The following is a 17,884-nucleotide window of genomic DNA, read 5'->3' as shown; positions in this document are numbered from 1 at the left end:
GCGCCTATCCCCGTTCGCTTGAAGTGATGTGAACGCTGCCGGTAGAGGACCCGCACCCGAATGACCCTTTCCCGTTTCATCCAGTCACGGCATCTCGTGCGGGGAACTCTTGTCGTTCTGGTGCTCTTCGCCGCCGTGCGCATCGGCTTTCCCTTCCTCATCCAGACCGATACGGTCGGCAAGGAGATCGAAAGGACGCTCGAAGCCTGGACGGGCGCCGACGTCGAGATCGGCCAGGAGGCGGCGTTCTCCTTCTGGCCCTATCCGCGGGTGACGCTCGGCAATGTGCGGATGGTCGACGCGGCCGACAGGAGCGAGCTTGCGCATGTCGACGCCATATCGGCGAGCTTCGACCTCTTCGGTGCGGTGCGCGGCAAGCCGGTGTTCAGCGATTTCGACCTCATGCGGCCGACGATCCGCGTGGGCTGGGATGCCGATGGCGTCTTCAACTGGCGCCACAGCGGCTGGCTGATGCAGGCGATCGACGCGACCAAATCGGCGCCCGAGGGCCAGGCGATACCGGAACTGCCGGAAGAGCGCATCGGCACGATCAACGTGCTCGACGGCGTCATCGAGGTCACGCAGGGCGACGGGACCGCGCCCTACCGCATTTCCGACATCAACGGAAATATCGGCTGGCCGGCCCTGCGTCGGCCGCTCGATCTCGCGCTTTCGGGCGTCGTCAACGGCGAGATGACGCGCTGGACCTTCGACAGCGACCATCCGCTTGCCCTGCTCGCGGGGCACAACGCCAATGTGCGCACCAATCTTTCCGCCGATCCGACGACGATGAACTTCGAGGGGATTGCCAATCTTTCGGCAAACGCCTTCATCGCCGGCAACATGACGCTGTCGACCCCGTCGCTCGGCCACCTGCTCGCCTGGCAGGGCAAGGACATCCCCTCCGTCGGCAATCTCGGCCATATCACCGCCGAGGCGAAGGTGACGACGGCGGGCTACACGGCCAAGCTGGAAGACCTGAAGCTGACCCTCGACAATGCGCGGGCGACCGGCGTGCTCGACGTCAACATGCCGCCGGACGGCCTGCCGCAGGTGGGCGGCACGCTGGCCTTCGACCGGATCGACCTTCACGCCTTCCTGACCGCCTTCTCGCCGCTTCCCGGCGCCGACCAGGCCACCACCGGCATCGACACCGCCTTCATCCATCAATTCGGCATGGACCTGCGGCTTTCCGCCAAGAGCGCGGATTTCTCGCCCTTCTCCCTGCAGGACCTCGCCGCCGGCATGCGCATCGAGAACGGCCGCGCCTCCTTCGACATCGGCGACAGCCAGTTCATGGACGGCCGCATGACCGGGCGCATCGCGCTGACCGAGCAGGGGTTCCGCGGCGGCGGGCGCCTGCAGATGTCGCTGAGCAATGTCGATATCGGCGCGATCGTCAACACGCTCGCCCTGCCCGGGCCGCTGCCGGCAGGACGCGGCTCGGCCGATTTCGAGCTGTCGACGGACCGGCCGCTCTGGGCGACGACGGCGTCCGACATGTCCGGCCACTTCCGGCTGGCCATGGGACCCGGCACGCTCACCCATTTCAACCGCCAGGCCTTCGAGGAGCGGGCGGCGAAGAACGCCTTCTTCAACTTCTCCGAGGCGTCGAACGGATCCTTCGATTTCGTCCGGGCCGACGTGGAGGCCCGGCTCGACCGGGGCCTGGCGGAGCTGACCAAGGCGCAGATCGAAGGCAACGAGAAGCTGCTGACGCTCTCCGGCATGATCCCCTATCGCAGCGGCAGCGTCGCGCTGGCCGGCACGCTCGCCGACCGGCAGCAGGCGGAAACTCCCGTCGTCACGCCGGCGATCAGCTTCTTCGTCGGCGGTTCCTGGCCGGAGCCGGTGATCTCGCCGATCTCCATCCTGACGGGGCAGCAGCCCCGCCAGTAGGGCTCCCGTCCAGGCTTAACGGCCGGCGAAGGCCGCCTGCTCGTCGCGCTGGCGCTGGACCTCGCGGCGCTTCGTCATGAGCGAGGCGATGAGGACGCCGATGGCGACGAGGCCGATAAGCAGCGTGCAGGCCGCGTTGATCTCCGGCGTCACGCCGAGACGCACCTGGCTGTAGATCTTCATCGGCAGGGTCGTGGCGCCGGGTCCCGAGGTGAAGCTCGCGATGACGAGGTCGTCGAGCGAGAGCGTGAGGGCCAGCATCCAGCCGGACAGCACGGCCGGCGCGATGACCGGCAGCGTCACCTCGAAGAAGGTCTTCACCGGCGTCGCCCCGAGATCCATCGCGGCCTCCTCGATCGAGCGGTCGAAGGAGAGCAGGCGCGACTGCACCACGACCGTGACGAAGCACATCGAGAAGGTGATGTGTGCCAGCATGACCGTCACGAAGCCGCGGTCGAAACCGATGGCGACGAAGAGCAGGAGCAGCGAAAGACCGGTGATGACCTCCGGCATGACGAGCGGCGCGTAGACCATGCCGGAGAACAGCAGCCGGCCGCGGAAACGCGTGTAGCGCGTCAGCGCCAGCGCCGCCATGGTGCCGAGGACGGTGGCGACGGTGGCCGACAGCAGCGCCACGCGGATCGTCACCCAGGCGGCATCCATCAGGCCCTGGTTGTTGAAGAGCGAGACGTACCACCGGGTCGAGAACCCGGCCCAGACCGTGACCAGCTTCGACTCGTTGAAGGAGAAGATGACCAGCAGAACGATCGGCAGGTAGAGGAAGGCGAAGCCGAGAACGACCGAGACGATGTTGAAACGCGACCAGGTGTTCATGGGTTTACCTCCCCTGCTCTTCGGCTTTCGCCTGCGCGTTCTGGAAGAACACGATGGGCACGACCAGGATGAGGAGCAGGATGGTGGCGACGGCGGCCGAGACGGGCCAGTCGCGGTTCGCGTTGAACTCGTTCCACAGCGTCTTGCCGATCATCAGCGTCTGCGACCCGCCGAGCAGGTCCGGAATGACGAATTCGCCGACCGCCGGGATGAAGACGAGCATGCAGCCCGCGACGATGCCGGGGATGGAGAGCGGGAAGGTCACCTTCCAGAAGGCGGAGATCTGCGGGCAGCCGAGATCCTGCGCCGCCTCGATCAGCGTGTTGTCCATCTTCTCCAGTGCCGAATAGAGCGGCAGCACCATGAAGGGCAGGTACGAATAGACGATGCCGATATAGATCGCCCAGTTGGTGCCGATGATGATCAGCGGCGTATCGATGATGCCGATGCCGATGAGGAACTGGTTGAGCAGGCCCTCCGGCTTCAGGATGGCGATCCAGGCATAGACGCGGATCAGGAAGCTCGTCCAGAACGGCAGGATGACGAGCATCAGCAGCGTCGGGCGCAGCGTGCGCGGCGCCTGCGCCATGCCGTAGGCGATCGGATAGCCGATCAGGAGCGTGATCAGGGTCGAGACGCCGGCGACCCAGAGGCTCGACAGATAGGCGTTCAGATAGAGCGCGTCCTCGGTGAGCCAGACGTAATTGTCGAAGCTGAACTGGCCGATCTTCGCCAAGAGGCCGGAAAGGCCGTCCGCCAGCGCGAAGACAGGCTCGTAAGGCGGCTGGGCGATCGCGGTCGTCGAGAGCGATATGCGGAAGACGATGAAGAAGGGAATGAGGAAGAAGAACAGCAGCCAGGCATAGGGAATGATGATGACGAGGCGGCTGAAGATGGCGGAGCCGAACTTTGTCATCGGGTCAATCCTTCAGCACGACGCCGGCCGTCTCGCCGAAGGAGACCCAGACCTTCTCGTCATAGGCGATCGGATCCTCCACCTCGCGCTGGGCATTGAGCATCGATGCCTTCACGACCTTGCCGCTGCCGAGCTTGACGTAGAAGACCGTCATGTCGCCGAGATAGCCGATATCCCAGATCTCGCCCTCGGCCGCGTTGACGGAGGCATCCACGGGCGCGGCGCGCGTCACCTTCAGCTTTTCCGGGCGGATGGCAAAGCCGGCCGCGCTGCCCGCCGCGGGCGCATGGCCAGCCGCGGTGCGGACCGTGAAGCCGTCGCTGGTGGCAAGCTCGACCTTGCCGTTGCCGCTCGCCGAGACCTTGCCGTCGAGGATGTTCACATCGCCGATGAAGTCGGCGACGAAGCGGGAATTCGGCGCTTCGTAGATTTCCGCCGGGGTGGCGACCTGGATGACCTTGCCATGGCTCATGACGGCGATGCGGTCGGCCATGGTCATCGCCTCTTCCTGGTCGTGCGTGACGACGACGAAGGTGAGGCCGAGTTCCTGCTGCAGGTCCATCAGCTCGAACTGGGTTTCCTCGCGCAGCTTCTTGTCGAGCGCGCCGAGCGGTTCGTCGAGCAGCAGCACCTTCGGGCGCTTGGCGAGCGAGCGGGCGAGCGCCACGCGCTGGCGCTGGCCGCCGGAGAGCTGGTGCGGCTTGCGTTTCGCGAATTTCTCGAGCTTCACCAGCTTCAGCATCTGGGCGACACGCTCGGCGATCTGGTTCTTCGGCATGCCGTCCTGCCTGAGGCCGAAGCCGATATTGCTCTCCACCGTCATGTGCGGGAAAAGCGCGTAGGACTGGAACATCATGTTGACCGGCCGCTTGTAGGGCGGGATGCCGGCGATGTCCTGGCCGTCGAGGATGATTTCACCCGAGGTCGGCCGCTCGAAGCCGGCGAGCATGCGCAGGAGCGTGGACTTGCCGCAGCCGGATGCTCCTAGCAGGGCGAAGAATTCGCGGTGGTAGATGTTGAGGGTGAGATCATCGACGGCAGTGAAATCGCCGAACCTCTTCGTGACATTGCGGAACGTGATGAATGGCTTTGCGTCCGGATCCGTCCACGGTGCGAAGGAACGACGGATATTGCCGAGAGATTTCATTGCCTGTCCCCATCTCTTTTCTTGGCAGCACAAATGAAATTGCCCGGAAGAGGCTTCCGGGCAATTCGTTGCGGGCCGGTTATTGACCGGTCACGATCTTGGTCCAGGTCCGTGTGAACAGGCGCTGCGTCTTTGCATCCAGCGTCGTGTTGGTGAAGAGCTTCGCCAGCGTCGCCTCATCCGGATAGATCGTGGTGTCTTCCAGGATCTCCTTCGGCATGACGGCCTGTGCCGCCTTGTTGCCGTTGGCATAGTGGATGTAGGTCGAGGCTTTCGCGATCACTTCCGGGCGCATGATATAGTCGAGGAAGGCGTGGGCCTCTTCGACATGCGGCGCATCGGCGGGGATCGCCATCTGGTCGAACCACATCTGCGTGCCTTCCTTCGGGATCACGTAGCCGACCTCGACGCCATTGCCGGCCTCTTCCGCGCGGTCGCGGCCCTGGAAGATATCGCCCGACCAGCCGATCGCGATGCAGATGTCGCCGTTGGCAAGGCCGTTGATGAACTCGGAGGAGTGGAACTTGCGCACGAAGGGGCGCACCTTCATGAGGGCTTCCTCGGCCTTCGCAATGTCGGCCGGATCATGGCTGTCGGGATTGAGGCCGAGATAGGCGAGCACGACCGGAATGATATCGGTCGGGGAATCCAGCATGTTGATGCCGCAATCCTTCAGCTTCTCGGCATTGGCCGGGTCGAGGATCGCGCTCCAGCTGTCGATCGCGTCCGTGCCGAGCGCTTCCTTGATCTTGGCCTTGTTGTAGCCGATGCCGATCGTGCCCCACATGTAGTTGATCGAATATTCGTTGCCCGGATCGAAGGGCTCCATGCGGGCGGCGACCATGTCCCACATGTTCTTGAGGTTCGGCAACTTCGACTTGTCGAGCTTCTGGTAGACGCCCGCCGAAATCTGGCGCTGCAGGAAGGTGTTGGTGGGCACAACCACGTCATAGCCCGTGCCGCCGGCCAGGAGCTTGGTTTCCAGGATCTCGTTCGAATCGTAGACGTCGTAGACGACCTTGATGCCGGTTTCCTTGGTGAAATCGTCGATGATCGAGCTATCGATATAGTCGGACCAGTTGTAGACGTTAACGACTTTTTCCTGCGCGAACGCGCCGCCGGCACCAAGCAGCGCGAGCGTGGCAGCGGTCGCCAAAAGAGTACGCCTTATCATTGATTTATCTCCCAGTTTTTCTTTCGGGCCTATGAGTTCGTATGAAGAACAGTCGCCGATTATGGATGTTTTTCAAGAGGCGACAAGCGGCATTCTACGCAAACACAGGGCGAATTTTGATATCACATTTTTCTCATTCCTATCAGATTTGAAGCCCTAACAGCGGCGGAAATCAAGCAAAAAGTCACTGGAAGTCGAAAAGGCTCAAGCCGGCCACCATTTCGTCGAGCCCGAGGGGGCGCGTTACCGGCGGCTCGGCGCGGGCAAGACAGCCCTGCCGCTCGCAGAGCCGGCAGGCCGCGCCGACCGCAACCGACCCCTCCCGCCGCACCGCCTCGCCATAGACCGTCTCCTCCGCATGGGCCGCGTCGCAGCCGACAAGCAATGCCGTGCGGCGCACCCGCTCGGCAAAGACGCCCTGCGGCCCCTCCAGCGTGCGCGAGATCGCCAGGAACGCGGCACCGTCCGGCATTTCCACGCGGTCGACGAGGATCTGCCCCGGCTGCGAGAAGGCGGAATGCACGCCGAGCTTCGGACAGCCGCCGCCGAAGCGCGCCTGCGGAAAGCCCTGCGCGCCCGCGCGGCGGAAGCGATTGCCGGCATTGTCGATCTCCAGCATGAAGAAGGGTACGCCCGCCCTGCCCGGCCGCTGCAGCATGGTCAGCCGGTTCGCCGCCTGCTCGTAGGAGACGCCGAAGCGGGAGCGCAGCACGTCGATATCGTAGCGCACGCGCTGGGCCGTCGAATGGAAGGCCTCATAGGGCATCATCAGCGCGTGCGCGGCATAGCGCGCCAGCTCGAAGCGGGCGATGCGCTTCGCCTCCGCCGTCGAGAAGGCGAGCTGGTCGAGCTCGGCGAAGATCTCGTCCTGAAGGGCAAGCTGCACCGTCTCCATGGCGATCTCGCGCAATTGATCGAAGGGCGACAGGCGCTCCGACAGGAAGAGCCGCATCGAGTGGCGGTCGAAGCGGCGGCGCAGGTTCGGCATGGTGTGGACGGGCAGCAGGCGCACGACGACGCCATGCTCCTTGCGCAGCCAGCCCTTCAGCGCGGCGGCAAGCTCGTCGCCCGGCGCCAGCGCCGCGTGAAACCGCTCCGCCGCCTCGTCGATGGCGCCGAAATAGTTGGGGCGCCCCTCCAGCCTGTCGCGCACCTCGTCCATCGGCAGCAGCGTGGCCGACAGCGTCGTCGCATGGCCCTCGCGGGCGAGAAGGTCGGCAAGGTCGGTGAGCCGCGCGGCCTGCTCGCGATAGGCGCGGTAGAGCTTCAGGATGCCGCTCGCCACGTTCGGGGCGGCGTCGGCGATTTCCACCAGTTCGTGATCGCCGGGCAACTCTCCCGAAAGCAGCGGATCGGCGAAGACCTCGCGCAGCTGGCGCGCATTGCCGGCGCTTTCGCCCTGCAGCTCATCGAGGTCCACCTTGTAGACGGAGGCGAGGCGCAGGAGGAGCTGCACCGTCAGCGGCCGCTGGTTGCGCTCGATGAGGTTGAGATAGGAGGGCGAGATCGACAGGCCTTCGGCCATCGCCGTCTGGGTGAGGCCGAGCGTGTTGCGGATGCGCCGGACCTTCGGGCCGGCAAAGATCTTGTTCTCCGCCATATGTCAAATCCTTTACACGCGCGACGCAATCGAAAGATTTACAATATTTACTTTTTTACAGAGCGCGCCTGTCAAAGACAAGACATCATTACCCGATTATTCTGCTGATTTTCCGGTTTTCTCTCGCCCTATTGTGCGCTGCGATGTAAATAATGTCACATGAAATCGGGCAATGAAGAAAGCCAAGCCCGATCCCGAGACATTGCACCGGAGGATATTATGACCGATTTTTACAACCTTGTCCCGAGCGCGCCGGAGGGCCGGTTCGACGGCATCGAGCGCCCCTATACGGCCGAGACGGTCGAGAAGCTGCGCGGCTCGGTCCAGATCCGCCACACGCTCGCCGAAAACGGTGCGAACCGGCTGTGGAAGCTCATCCACGAGGAAGACTTCGTCAACGCGCTCGGCGCGCTCTCGGGCAACCAGGCCATGCAGATGGTCCGCGCCGGCCTGAAGGCGATCTATCTCTCGGGCTGGCAGGTCGCCGCCGACGCCAACACGGCGTCCGCCATGTATCCCGACCAGTCGCTCTATCCGGCCAATGCCGCGCCAGAGCTTGCCAAGCGCATCAACCGCACGCTGCAGCGCGCCGACCAGATCGAGACGGCGGAAGGCAACGGCCTTTCGGTCGACACCTGGTTCGCCCCGATCGTCGCCGATGCCGAGGCCGGCTTCGGCGGCCCGCTCAACGCCTTCGAGATCATGAAGGCCTTCATCGAGGCAGGCGCGGCCGGCGTTCACTTCGAGGACCAGCTCGCGTCTGAAAAGAAGTGCGGCCATCTCGGCGGCAAGGTCCTGATTCCGACCGCCGCGCATATCCGCAACCTCGACGCCGCGCGCCTTGCCGCCGACGTCATGGGCGTGCCGACGCTGATCGTCGCCCGCACCGACGCCGAGGCAGCCAAGCTGCTGACCTCCGACATCGACGAGCGCGACCAGCCCTTCGTCGACAAGGACAAGGGCCGCACGGTCGAGGGTTTCTATCAGGTCAAGAACGGCATCGAGCCGTGCATCGCCCGCGCGATCTCCTATGCGCCGCATTGCGACCTGATCTGGATGGAAACCGGCAAGCCGGACCTCGAACAGGCCCGCAAGTTTGCCGAGGCCGTGCACAAGGCACATCCGGGCAAGCTGCTCGCCTACAATTGCTCGCCCTCGTTCAACTGGAAGAAGAACCTGGACGACGCGACGATCGCCAAGTTCCAGCGCGAGTTGGGTGCGATGGGCTACAAGTTCCAGTTCATCACGCTCGCCGGCTTCCACCAGCTGAACTACGGCATGTTCGAGCTCGCCCGCGGCTACAAGGAGCGCCAGATGGCCGCCTATTCCGAGCTTCAGGAAGCGGAATTCGCCGCCGAGGTCAACGGCTACACCGCCACCAAGCACCAGCGCGAAGTCGGCACCGGCTACTTCGACGCCGTGTCCATGGCCATCACCGGCGGCCAGTCCTCCACGACCGCCATGCATGAATCGACCGAGCACGAGCAGTTCCGCCCGGCCGCCGAATAACCCGACCCGTCAACCTTTCAAGAACCCCCAACAGAGCCGCATTTCCTGCGACGGCAGGCCTACCGCCTGCCTGCAAAATGCTCAAATAAGAGGAGAAATGCCATGACAGTCCAGACCCGAGTCAAGGAACGCGCGGAAGAACAGGCTTCCGCCATGACCCCCGACCAGCAGGCCATGATCCGCATGGTCGCCAACGACCTGCACCGTCTCAACCAGTCCGTCATGAAGGCGGTCGAGGCCGGGGTCTCGGTAGAGCTCGTCCGCTCCGCCCGCCACCACGGCGGAGAGGGCAACTGGGGCGACCTCCTGATCCCCGTGATCGTCACGCAGGGTCGCGGCTGACAGGCAGATCCAGTCGAAGCAAGGCTCCCCGGCGCTCCCTGCGCGCCGGGGATTTTCGTTCGGCGGCGGCGGCCTAGGTCAGGGCGCGCGGCACCTCCGCCGACTGGTAGAACGACACGATCTGGCCGTCCGGGTCGCGAAAGTCGGCGAACCAGCCGTCCGGCGCATGCGAGACCGGCGTGACGATCTCGACGCCGGCCGCCGCCAGCCGCGCGATCACCGTGTCGATGCCGCCATCGGCAAGGCCGAAGACCACATTGGGCGTGTTGCCGGGTTTCGGATCGCCCTTGAAGACCATGAGATCGACCTCCGTGCCGATCTTCGTCATCAGGAAGGCGCCGGCATCCTCGTCCTCGTGGCGTTCGAATTCGATGCCGAGAAATTCGCCGTAGAATTTTCGCGTGCGCTCGATGTCGGCGACGTTGAAGATGATGGTGACGCCGTTGAAGTTCATCGTCATGCAAGCCTCCTGTTGTTGCGCCGGTCAGTTGCCGCCGCCGGGCGAAACGTGATCGCGCCGCGAAAAGAAAAGCGGAATGCCATCGGGATCGCGAATGGCGAAGGCGCGCGCGGCATGCGGCTTGAGGGTCTGTCTCAGGGAACGCCGTGCGGGGCCATCGGCCGAAGACGGAACGAACCCGTCGAAGGAGGCAGCCTCGCCGCCGAATGCGGAAAAGGCCTTGCGCAACCCGGCAAGACGCTGACGGAACGCCATGTCGCTCACCCCGAGCAGGTGCGTGATCTCCGCGCGGCCGAGGCCAAGGTTCACGAGGAGCGCCACGACGCGCTGGGCGGGCGGCAGCGACGAGGTGAAGGCCGCGGAGAAACGGGGCGACGCATCAGGCATATCCCTCGGCATCTCCCAGGCGGCCTCGCGCACCCGCCGCCGCACCGCCGTCCGTGCGGTGAAGCGGGCGTGATTGCGAATCGCGCCTTTCGCCCAGGCCACGAATCCCGGATCGGTGATCCGGCGTCCGCCCGCGAGCGCCGACAACAGGACGTCCTGCATCAGGTCGTCCGCCTCGTGATCGACGCGGCTGTGTCGCCTCGCACATTGCCGCAGCGTGGCCAGTATCGTGCTCTGGGTCATGCCGGCCATCGGATCACAGGGAACGCGGTTCGGCAACTCCGCCGCGATCCAGCCGGGCGCGACCGGCAAGCGCGCCCGCGACGCGCCGGCCTCAGGCGGCGCGATACGTCCCCTGCTCGTCCGCCTCCAGGCGGAACTGCTCGACGAGCATCATCAGCGTATCGGCCTCGTTGGCCAGCTTGCGGCTCGCCGCCGTCGTGAGATCCACCATCGAGGCGTTCTGCTGGGTCATCTGGTCCATCTGGTTGACGGAGCCGTTGACCTCCTGGAGCGCTGCCGCCTGGTCGCGGCTCGCCGTCGCCATCATGTCCACATGCTGGCTGACGGTGACGATCTGCTGGCTGATCGCGGCGAGCACCGCGCCCGTTTCCTGCACGAGGTGGGCGCCGGCGCTGACCTCGCTCGTCGATTTCTCGATGAGGCCCTTGATCTCGCGGGCGGCGCTGGCCGAGCGCTGGGCAAGCTCGCGCACTTCCTGCGCGACGACGGCAAAGCCCTTGCCGGCCTCGCCCGCACGGGCGGCCTCGATGCCGGCATTGAGGGCGAGCAGGTTGGTCTGGAAGGCGATGTCGTCGATCACCTCGATGATCTGCTCGATCTGGCGCGAGGCGCCCTCGATGCGGCCCATGGCGGCGATCGCATTGCTGACGACGGCGGCGGAGCTGTCGGCGCTGCGCTTGGTCGTGCCGACGACGATGTTCGCCTCGTGCGCCCGCTCAGCGGAGGAGCGCACGGTCGCCGTGATCTGTTCGACGGCGGCGGCCGTCTCCTCCAGCGAGGAGGCCTGGGATTCGGTGCGCTTGGCCAGCGCATCGCCCGACTGCAGCATCTCCGCCCCGCTGCGCTGGATGGACAGCGCATTGTTGCGGATCTGGCCGAGCGTATCCTGGAGGCGCGTCAGCGAGACGTTGAAGTCCTGGCGAAGCTGTTCCAGGCGGCCGGAGAACGGCGTGTCGATCTGGCGCGACAGGTCGCCCTGCGCCAGGCGTTCGAGACCGGCGGCCAGCGCGTTGACGGCAAAGTCGATCTCGCGGTCGAAGGCCTGCTTTTCGGCATCGTTGCGGGCGCGTTCGGCTTCCGCCGCGTTGCGCTGCTCTTCGCTTTCGGCCTCCACGCGGATCTTCGACAGGGCGTTCTCCTTGAAGACGCCGAGCGCGCGGGCCATGTCGCCGATCTCGTCGGCGCGGCCTTCTCCGGTAATGCCGGTGTCGAGGAAACCATCCGCCAGGCGCCGCATGGCGCCGGTGATCTGGCTGATCGGCCCCTTCAGCGTCAGCACCAGCGCGATGCCGGCAAGGATGGCGATCGCAGCGCCCGCGACGGTCGCGAGGATCGAGACCTGGTTGGCCTTTTCACGCTCGGTGCCGGCGCTGGTCTTCTGTTCTTCGGCGAACTGGCTGAGAAGATTCCAGATCGTGTCGATGGACTGGCCGGCGGCCTCGAAATCGGCCGCCCGTTCGGTGCTGATCTTCACCAGCGCGGCGCTGTCCGCATCGATCCGATCGAGCACCGGCCGCAGCGCGTCGTCGACCGCGTCGAAGAAGGCGAGACCGCTGGCGCTGCCGCCGAGCGCCTTCATGTCGATGCGCAGGATGGACAGGTTGCCGAGCAGCTTGACGCGATTCTGCTCCGACGTCTGGCCGAGGAACCGGGCGGCGGCGATCTCGATGTCGTCGATCGAGGACACCAGCTTGCGCGTGGCGGAAAGCACCGCCTCGGACTTGATGATCGGCTCGTCGAGTTCGCTGAAGATGCGGGTCGCCTCGCGCATCTTTTCCGCCGCTGCGCCCTGCAGCTGGATGGTGACCTGGCGGAAACGGTTCACCCGGCGGGCGATTTCCGGCACCGTGACGCTCGCCGGCTCCGAGGAGGAGAGGAAGCCGCCGAGTTCGTCGATCGTGTTGCGGATGGTGACCGAGACGACCTTCTGGTTCTTCGGCAGGATCATAGCGATCGAGCGCTCGGTCTTGGAAATGAACGGATAGCGCTCCTTGACGAGCTTCAGCTGATCCTCCGGCGTTGCCCCGCGGCTGAACTCGGAGAGGAGGTCGCCGAAGAACTTGCTGGCATTGGTCAGGCGCTCGGCCTCGCGCAGCATGCTCTTCGCGGCGTTCTCGTTCTGCCGCACCGTGCGCTGGAGCTTCGTCGCCTCGTCGAGGATCTTCACCTGCTCGCTGGAGAGATAGTTGAGGTTCTTCCCCATCGTCTCGTGCAGGCCGGTCTCGCTGACATAGAGCGACCAGAGCCCGTCCATGCGGGCCTCGATGTCCTTGGTCTGCGCCTGCGCATCCACCAGCTTGGATTTGTCCGCATCCGGCGCAAGGCCGTCGATCGTCGCCTGGAGCACGGCATCCTGCGCCTTCAGGCGCTCGTGCACGGCATCGCGGTTCTCCTCGCTGGTGTTCTGCAGGAACCGGTTCATGCCGGCATAGACATCCTTGAAGCCGCTCAGCGACTGGAGGACGCTGTTGGAAATCTCCATGCGGCCCTGCAGCAGGCCGGACGCGTAGAGCCCGGTGAAGCCCACGGCGCAGATGCTGAGCACGAAGGGCAGGATGAAGACGAGGACCTTGGTCTGGATCTTGAAACGGGCGAGGATCTTGTCAATGAACATGGCGGAACATCCGTTGTCGGCGTGCTCCACCCCTGCCCTTTCGGGACCTCCCCAGGATTCGGACGCCGGATTACCGACTTCATGCGGCAGCAATGCCGCGCATCCGGGGGAGCAGTCATTGCCAGCCGTGTCGACATCCGTCATGGGGACGCGGCATCCGGAACCCTATGCGGCGGATGATCGGCGGCAATCTTTAAAATTCCATCACTATCTAAACCGATTTATGACAGTCGGTCGTCAGAGCGCGGCGGCAGCGAGGGCGACGACGAGACCTGCGGCAAGCGAGCAATGGATGCCGATGACAAAGAGGCGGCGGCGGCTTTCCAGAGCGGCGGCGATGGCGATGGCACGGGCGGGGCGGCGTCTTGAAGGCATGCGGCGATACTCCGTTACGCGGAAACAGACACCCGGATGATCCGGCCAGCCGGCCCACATCATGTTGCCTCCACCCCCCTCGGCGGGAGGCCGGAAACGCCGACATTGCGAGAGCATCCGCCCCGAGGTCTTAAAAGACGGTAAAGACCGCCGCGCGATCTCAGGCGTACCCGCCCGCGGCATGGCCTGACGCCCAGGCCCATTGGAAATTGTAGCCGCCGAGCCAGCCCGTGATGTCCACCGCCTCGCCGATGAAATAAAGCCCCCGCACCGCCTTGGCCGCCATGCTGCGGGAATCGAGCGCGGCGGTGTCGACGCCGCCGAGCGTGACCTCCGCGGTCCGGTAGCCCTCGGAGCCCGGCGGGCGCAGGCGCCAATCCCTAAGGCGCTGGAGAAGCGCGTCGATGCGGCGGCCCGGCTGTTCGGCGAGCGGCCCGTCGATGCCGAGCTCGGCGACGAGAAGCTGGGCGAGCTTCTTCGGCATGTGCTCGGCAAGGACCGTCTGCATCGCCTGCCGGCCGTTTTCCCGTCGCGCCGCCGCGACGACGGCGGCAAAGTCCACGTCGGGACAGAGGGTGAGCGCGATCTCCTCCCCCTCCCGCCAGTAGGAGGAGATCTGCAGGATGGCCGGGCCGCTGAGACCCCTGTGGGTGAAGAGCGCCGCCTCCCGGAACTCCGTCTTTCCATGGCGGGCGATGACATCGACCGCCACGCCCGGCAGGCCCTCATGGGCGGCGAGCGTCGCGGGATCGAGCGTCAGGGGCACGAGGCCGGCGCGCGTTTCGGTGACGGCAAGGCCGAATTGCTCGGCGATGCGATAGGCAAAGCCGGTCGCCCCCATCTTCGGGATCGACTTGCCGCCCGTGGCGATGACCAGCGAGAAAGCCTCGACCGTGCCGGCGTCCGTCACCACGCGGAAGGCCCGGCCGTCGTGCTCGACGGCACCGATCGGCGTGGACAGCCTGAGCTCCGCGTCCGCCGCCTTCATCTCGGCGAGCAGCATGGCGATGATGTCCTTCGCCGAGTTGTCGCAGAAAAGCTGGCCCAGCGTCTTCTCATGCCAGGGGATGCGGTGACGCTCGACGAGATCGAGGAAATCGCGCGGCGTGTAGCGGGCGAGCGCCGACTTGCAGAAATGCGGATTGGCCGAGAGGAAATTCTTCGGCCCGGCATGGATATTGGTGAAGTTGCAGCGCCCGCCGCCGGAGATGCGGATCTTCTCGCCGGGTGCGCGCGCATGGTCGACGACGAGGACGCGGCGTCCGCGCCGGCCCGCCTCGATGGCGCACATCATGCCTGCCGCACCTGCCCCGATGATGACGACGTCCCGCCGTTCTGCCACGTATGCAATCCTCGTTTGCCCCTCCTTTCCGCCAACGCGGCCGAAAGTCAATCGGGACGGGAAAAACAGATCTTCTTGAAAAATTCGCGTTTTCTACCCCCCGGGGGGAGCTAGCCAAGGAATAAACTCCGTCTATGATGGCTTCATCGTCAACCAAACCCGGTGTCTCATGCCGTCCAAAAAGAAAGTCGTTACCCCCACAATCGAAAAAGCCGCACGCTCTACCAAAATCCCTCCCGCCATCAGCGTGCCGCGCGGGGTAAAGACCTGGAAGGACGCCGCAGACTGGCTTCGCGCCCGCGGCATCGAAGACATCGAATGCATCACGCCGGACCTCGCGGGGGTTCCGCGCGGGAAAATGATGCCGTCGTCGAAGTTTACCTCCAACACGTCGCTCGCATTGCCCTCCGCCCTCTATCGCCACACGATTTCCGGCGATTATCCGGAGGAGACCGGCAATTTCCGCTATGAGCCGCGCGACAGCGACCTGAAGCTGCTGCCCGACCTTTCGACGCTGTCCGTCGTGCCGTGGGAGACCGACCCGACCGCGCAGGTCATCTGCGACATCGTCGGCTCGACCGGCGAGAACGTGCCCTATACGCCGCGCAACGTCCTGAAGAACGTGGTGCAGATGTATCGCGACCGCGGCTGGAAACCGGTCGTGGCGCCCGAGATCGAGTTCTACCTCGTCGCCGTCAACGACGATCCGGACTATCCGCTGCACCCGCCGAAAGGGCGGTCCGGCCGTTCCATCCAGGGCGGCCAGGGCTATTCCATCGCGGGCATCAACGAGTTCGACGAGCTGATCGACGACATCTACCACTTCTCCGAAAAGCAGGGGCTGGAGATCGACACCCTGATCCACGAGGAGGGGCCGGCGCAGCTGGAGATCAACCTGCGCCACGGCGATCCGATCGAGCTGGCGGACCAGGTTTTCCTGTTCAAGCGCACGATCCGCGAGGCGGCGCTGAAGCACGGCATCTATGCCACCTTCATGGCAAAGCCGATGCAGGGCCAGGCGGGATCGGCGATGCACATCCACCAGTCGGTGGTGGAGATCGAGACGGGGAAGAACGTCTTCTCCAATCCGGACGGTTCGGCCTCGAAGGAGTTCTTCCACTTCATCGGCGGCATGCAGGCCTATGTGCCGAAGACGCTGGTCATGATGGCGCCCTATGTGAACTCCTACCGGCGCCTCACACCCGAAATGTCGGCACCGGTCAACAATGCCTGGGGCTATGACAACCGCACGACGGCCTTCCGGGTGCCGGTGTCGGACGCCAACGCCCGGCGCATCGAAAACCGCCTGCCCGGCTCGGACGCCAATCCCTATCTCGCGCTGGCCGCCTCGCTCGGCTGCGGCCTGCTCGGCATCATGAACGAGGTGGAGCCGAGCGAGCCGACGGAAGACACTGCCAACGAGGGGTCGATCGACCTGCCGCGCGGGCTGCTCGAAGCCGTGTCGCTGCTCGAATCCGACCCCGCATTGGCCGAGGTGCTGAGCGCCGAGTTCATCGGCCTCTATGCCGGCGTCAAGCGCGGCGAGTTCGAGACCTTCATGCAGGTGATCAGCCCCTGGGAACGCGAGTTCCTGCTGCTCAACGTCTGAGCGGCCCGGCGGTCCGGGCCGCCTGAAGAGATCAGCTCCCGAGAGCGGCCGGCGCCCCGGCGCGCCGCCGCACCCTCTTGATTCACGAGTGTGTTGAATGCCCTGGCAAAGCCCGATTTCCCCCGGCATCTCCTGGTATGAAGCGACCGTCGGAGAGCGCCCCGAATATGCCCCCCTCGACGGCTCCGTCGAGGCCGACGTCGCCATTGTCGGCGGCGGTTTCACCGGCCTGCAGGCTGCCTACAACCTTGCGAAGAAGGGCGTCAACGTCGTGCTTATCGAGGCGCACCGCTTCGGCGACGGCGCGTCGGGCCGCAACGGCGGCCAGCTCGGCACCGGCCAGCGCGCCGAGGCGGAAAGCCTGGAAGCCGAGCTCGGCTTCGAGCGCGCCAAGGCGCTGTTCGACCTTGCGGAGAACGCCAAGCGCTACATCCACGATTTCGCCGAAAGCCAGGCCCTCGACATCGATTATGTTCCGGGCCAGCTCAATGTCAGCCACAAGGCAAGCTGCGAGAAGGAATTCCGCGACCATATCGAGATCGCCGCGACCCGCTTCGGCTACAAGCACCTGAGCTACATGGACCGGGCGGAGACCGAGGAGCGCGTCGGCTCGAAGCGCTTCTTCTTCGGCATGCGCGATACCGGCACCGGCCATATCCACCCGCTGAAACTCCTCGTCGGCGTCGCCCGCGCAGCCAGGGCCGCCGGCGCCGGCCTGTATGAGAAGACCCCTGCCCTGAAGATCGAACGGACGGGCGGCAAGGCTGTCATCACCACCGCGAAGGGCACGATCCGCGCCGACAAGGCGCTGATCTGCTGCAACGCCCATATCGGCAACCTGGAGCCGAAGACGGCCGCGCATGTCATGCCGATCCGCTCCTTCATCGGTGCGACCGTGCCGCTCGACAAGTTCCCGTCGATCATTCCCGGCGGTGAGGCGATCGCCGACACGCGCTTCGTCGTGCGCTATTTCCGCAAGACCCGCGACGGCCGCCTGCTTTTCGGCGGCCGGGAGGCCTATTCGGAAAATCTCGATGACATGACGCCGCCCATCCGCCGGCAGATCGAGGAGGTCTATCCGGAGCTGAGGGGCATCGAGCTCACCCATGCCTGGGGCGGCTCCGTCGGCATCACCATGCCGCGCAAGCCCTATGTGCGCGAGGTCATGCCCGGCATCACCTCGATCGGCGGCTATTCCGGCCACGGCGTCATGCTGTCGAACTATTGCGGCAAGCTCTATGCGGAGGAGGCAACCGGCGGCAGCGCGGAACTCGACCAGCTGAAGGCCCTGAAAATCCCGGCCTTTCCCGGCGGAGCCCGGTTCCGCTCGCCGCTTCTGTTCCTCGCCATGACGTGGTACGCGCTACGCGACAAGCTCTGATCGAGTCGGAAGCACCGATTTTGTTGCGTTGCACTCTGGTGTTTTTAAATCG

15 protein-coding genes are annotated in these 17,884 nt (G+C 65.0%); 5 read left to right on the top strand and 10 right to left on the bottom strand.

Features of this window, described 5'->3' with window-relative positions; translation table 11 throughout:
- Positions 1-60: 60 nt before the first annotated feature.
- The gene (locus tag AABQ55_RS06530; protein ID WP_272804445.1) at positions 61-1,899 is read left to right on the top strand and encodes an AsmA family protein; all 1,839 of its coding nucleotides are present in this window, start codon (positions 61-63) and stop codon (positions 1,897-1,899) included.
- Between the two features lie 15 nt (positions 1,900-1,914).
- Here the strand turns inward: AABQ55_RS06530 and AABQ55_RS06525 are convergent, their stop codons facing one another.
- From AABQ55_RS06525 to AABQ55_RS06505, 5 genes are all read right to left on the bottom strand, one after another.
- Positions 1,915-2,733 carry an ABC transporter permease subunit gene (locus AABQ55_RS06525; protein WP_244767586.1) on the bottom strand — a complete coding sequence of 273 codons (819 nt, stop codon included), beginning with the start codon at positions 2,731-2,733 and terminating at the stop codon, positions 1,915-1,917.
- Between the two features lie 4 nt (positions 2,734-2,737).
- On the bottom strand, positions 2,738-3,649 hold the full coding sequence (locus AABQ55_RS06520; RefSeq protein ID WP_272804444.1) for an ABC transporter permease subunit: 912 nt from the start codon (positions 3,647-3,649) through the stop codon (positions 2,738-2,740).
- Between the two features lie 4 nt (positions 3,650-3,653).
- A complete protein-coding gene (locus AABQ55_RS06515; RefSeq protein WP_272804443.1) occupies positions 3,654-4,796 on the bottom strand; it encodes an ABC transporter ATP-binding protein in 1,143 nt (380 codons plus the stop codon).
- Positions 4,797-4,875: 79 nt separating this feature from the next.
- Positions 4,876-5,970 (bottom strand): polyamine ABC transporter substrate-binding protein, encoded by a 1,095-nt coding sequence (locus tag AABQ55_RS06510; RefSeq protein ID WP_443021084.1) that lies wholly within the window; start codon positions 5,968-5,970, stop codon positions 4,876-4,878.
- Between the two features lie 184 nt (positions 5,971-6,154).
- The gene (locus AABQ55_RS06505; protein WP_272804442.1) at positions 6,155-7,570 is read right to left on the bottom strand and encodes a helix-turn-helix domain-containing protein; all 1,416 of its coding nucleotides are present in this window, start codon (positions 7,568-7,570) and stop codon (positions 6,155-6,157) included.
- Positions 7,571-7,789: 219 nt separating this feature from the next.
- On the opposite strand from AABQ55_RS06505, the gene aceA reads away from it, so the two are divergent.
- The gene (gene aceA, locus AABQ55_RS06500; protein ID WP_244767581.1) at positions 7,790-9,079 is read left to right on the top strand and encodes an isocitrate lyase; all 1,290 of its coding nucleotides are present in this window, start codon (positions 7,790-7,792) and stop codon (positions 9,077-9,079) included.
- 102 nt (positions 9,080-9,181) lie between these two features.
- On the top strand, positions 9,182-9,421 hold the full coding sequence (locus AABQ55_RS06495; protein WP_023516665.1) for an SMc00767 family acetate metabolism repressor: 240 nt from the start codon (positions 9,182-9,184) through the stop codon (positions 9,419-9,421).
- A 73-nt stretch (positions 9,422-9,494) separates the two neighbouring features.
- On the opposite strand, the gene AABQ55_RS06490 is transcribed toward AABQ55_RS06495, so the two are convergent.
- The 5 genes from AABQ55_RS06490 to AABQ55_RS06470 form a co-directional block, all read right to left on the bottom strand.
- Positions 9,495-9,881, bottom strand: a complete 387-nt coding sequence (locus AABQ55_RS06490) for a VOC family protein (protein ID WP_272804441.1) — start codon at positions 9,879-9,881, stop codon at positions 9,495-9,497.
- 24 nt (positions 9,882-9,905) lie between these two features.
- Positions 9,906-10,511, bottom strand: coding sequence for an RNA polymerase sigma factor (locus AABQ55_RS06485; RefSeq protein WP_272804440.1), 606 nt, complete (start codon positions 10,509-10,511; stop codon positions 9,906-9,908).
- A 91-nt stretch (positions 10,512-10,602) separates the two neighbouring features.
- Positions 10,603-13,125, bottom strand: coding sequence for a methyl-accepting chemotaxis protein (locus AABQ55_RS06480; RefSeq protein WP_244767578.1), 2,523 nt, complete (start codon positions 13,123-13,125; stop codon positions 10,603-10,605).
- Between the two features lie 237 nt (positions 13,126-13,362).
- On the bottom strand, positions 13,363-13,500 hold the full coding sequence (locus AABQ55_RS06475; RefSeq protein WP_244767577.1) for a hypothetical protein: 138 nt from the start codon (positions 13,498-13,500) through the stop codon (positions 13,363-13,365).
- Between the two features lie 160 nt (positions 13,501-13,660).
- Complete coding sequence (locus tag AABQ55_RS06470) at positions 13,661-14,842, bottom strand: NAD(P)/FAD-dependent oxidoreductase (RefSeq protein ID WP_272804439.1); 1,182 nt, start codon at positions 14,840-14,842, stop codon at positions 13,661-13,663.
- A 169-nt stretch (positions 14,843-15,011) separates the two neighbouring features.
- Between AABQ55_RS06470 and AABQ55_RS06465 the strand changes: the two genes are divergently transcribed.
- Positions 15,012-16,451, top strand: coding sequence for a glutamine synthetase family protein (locus AABQ55_RS06465; RefSeq protein WP_244767575.1), 1,440 nt, complete (start codon positions 15,012-15,014; stop codon positions 16,449-16,451).
- A 97-nt stretch (positions 16,452-16,548) separates the two neighbouring features.
- On the top strand, positions 16,549-17,832 hold the full coding sequence (locus AABQ55_RS06460; protein WP_272804438.1) for an NAD(P)/FAD-dependent oxidoreductase: 1,284 nt from the start codon (positions 16,549-16,551) through the stop codon (positions 17,830-17,832).
- The last annotated feature ends 52 nt before the right edge of the window (positions 17,833-17,884 follow it).

This window comes from Shinella sp. WSD5-1, from assembly GCF_963942435.1.
Lineage (GTDB): Bacteria > Pseudomonadota > Alphaproteobacteria > Rhizobiales > Rhizobiaceae > Shinella > Shinella yambaruensis.
This window is presented reverse-complemented; position numbering and strand designations above follow the sequence as displayed.

Coding starts and splice junctions, on each gene's coding strand:
- AABQ55_RS06515 (WP_272804443.1), bottom strand. CDS start 4,796: ATGAAATCTCTCGGCAATATCCGTCGTTCCTTCGCACCGTGGACGGAT.
- AABQ55_RS06465 (WP_244767575.1), top strand. CDS start 15,012: ATGCCGTCCAAAAAGAAAGTCGTTACCCCCACAATCGAAAAAGCCGCA.
- AABQ55_RS06495 (WP_023516665.1), top strand. CDS start 9,182: ATGACAGTCCAGACCCGAGTCAAGGAACGCGCGGAAGAACAGGCTTCC.
- aceA (WP_244767581.1), top strand. CDS start 7,790: ATGACCGATTTTTACAACCTTGTCCCGAGCGCGCCGGAGGGCCGGTTC.
- AABQ55_RS06510 (WP_443021084.1), bottom strand. CDS start 5,970: ATGATAAGGCGTACTCTTTTGGCGACCGCTGCCACGCTCGCGCTGCTT.
- AABQ55_RS06480 (WP_244767578.1), bottom strand. CDS start 13,125: ATGTTCATTGACAAGATCCTCGCCCGTTTCAAGATCCAGACCAAGGTC.
- AABQ55_RS06520 (WP_272804444.1), bottom strand. CDS start 3,649: ATGACAAAGTTCGGCTCCGCCATCTTCAGCCGCCTCGTCATCATCATT.
- AABQ55_RS06525 (WP_244767586.1), bottom strand. CDS start 2,733: ATGAACACCTGGTCGCGTTTCAACATCGTCTCGGTCGTTCTCGGCTTC.
- AABQ55_RS06530 (WP_272804445.1), top strand. CDS start 61: ATGACCCTTTCCCGTTTCATCCAGTCACGGCATCTCGTGCGGGGAACT.
- AABQ55_RS06460 (WP_272804438.1), top strand. CDS start 16,549: ATGCCCTGGCAAAGCCCGATTTCCCCCGGCATCTCCTGGTATGAAGCG.
- AABQ55_RS06485 (WP_272804440.1), bottom strand. CDS start 10,511: ATGACCCAGAGCACGATACTGGCCACGCTGCGGCAATGTGCGAGGCGA.
- AABQ55_RS06490 (WP_272804441.1), bottom strand. CDS start 9,881: ATGACGATGAACTTCAACGGCGTCACCATCATCTTCAACGTCGCCGAC.
- AABQ55_RS06505 (WP_272804442.1), bottom strand. CDS start 7,570: ATGGCGGAGAACAAGATCTTTGCCGGCCCGAAGGTCCGGCGCATCCGC.
- AABQ55_RS06475 (WP_244767577.1), bottom strand. CDS start 13,500: ATGCCTTCAAGACGCCGCCCCGCCCGTGCCATCGCCATCGCCGCCGCT.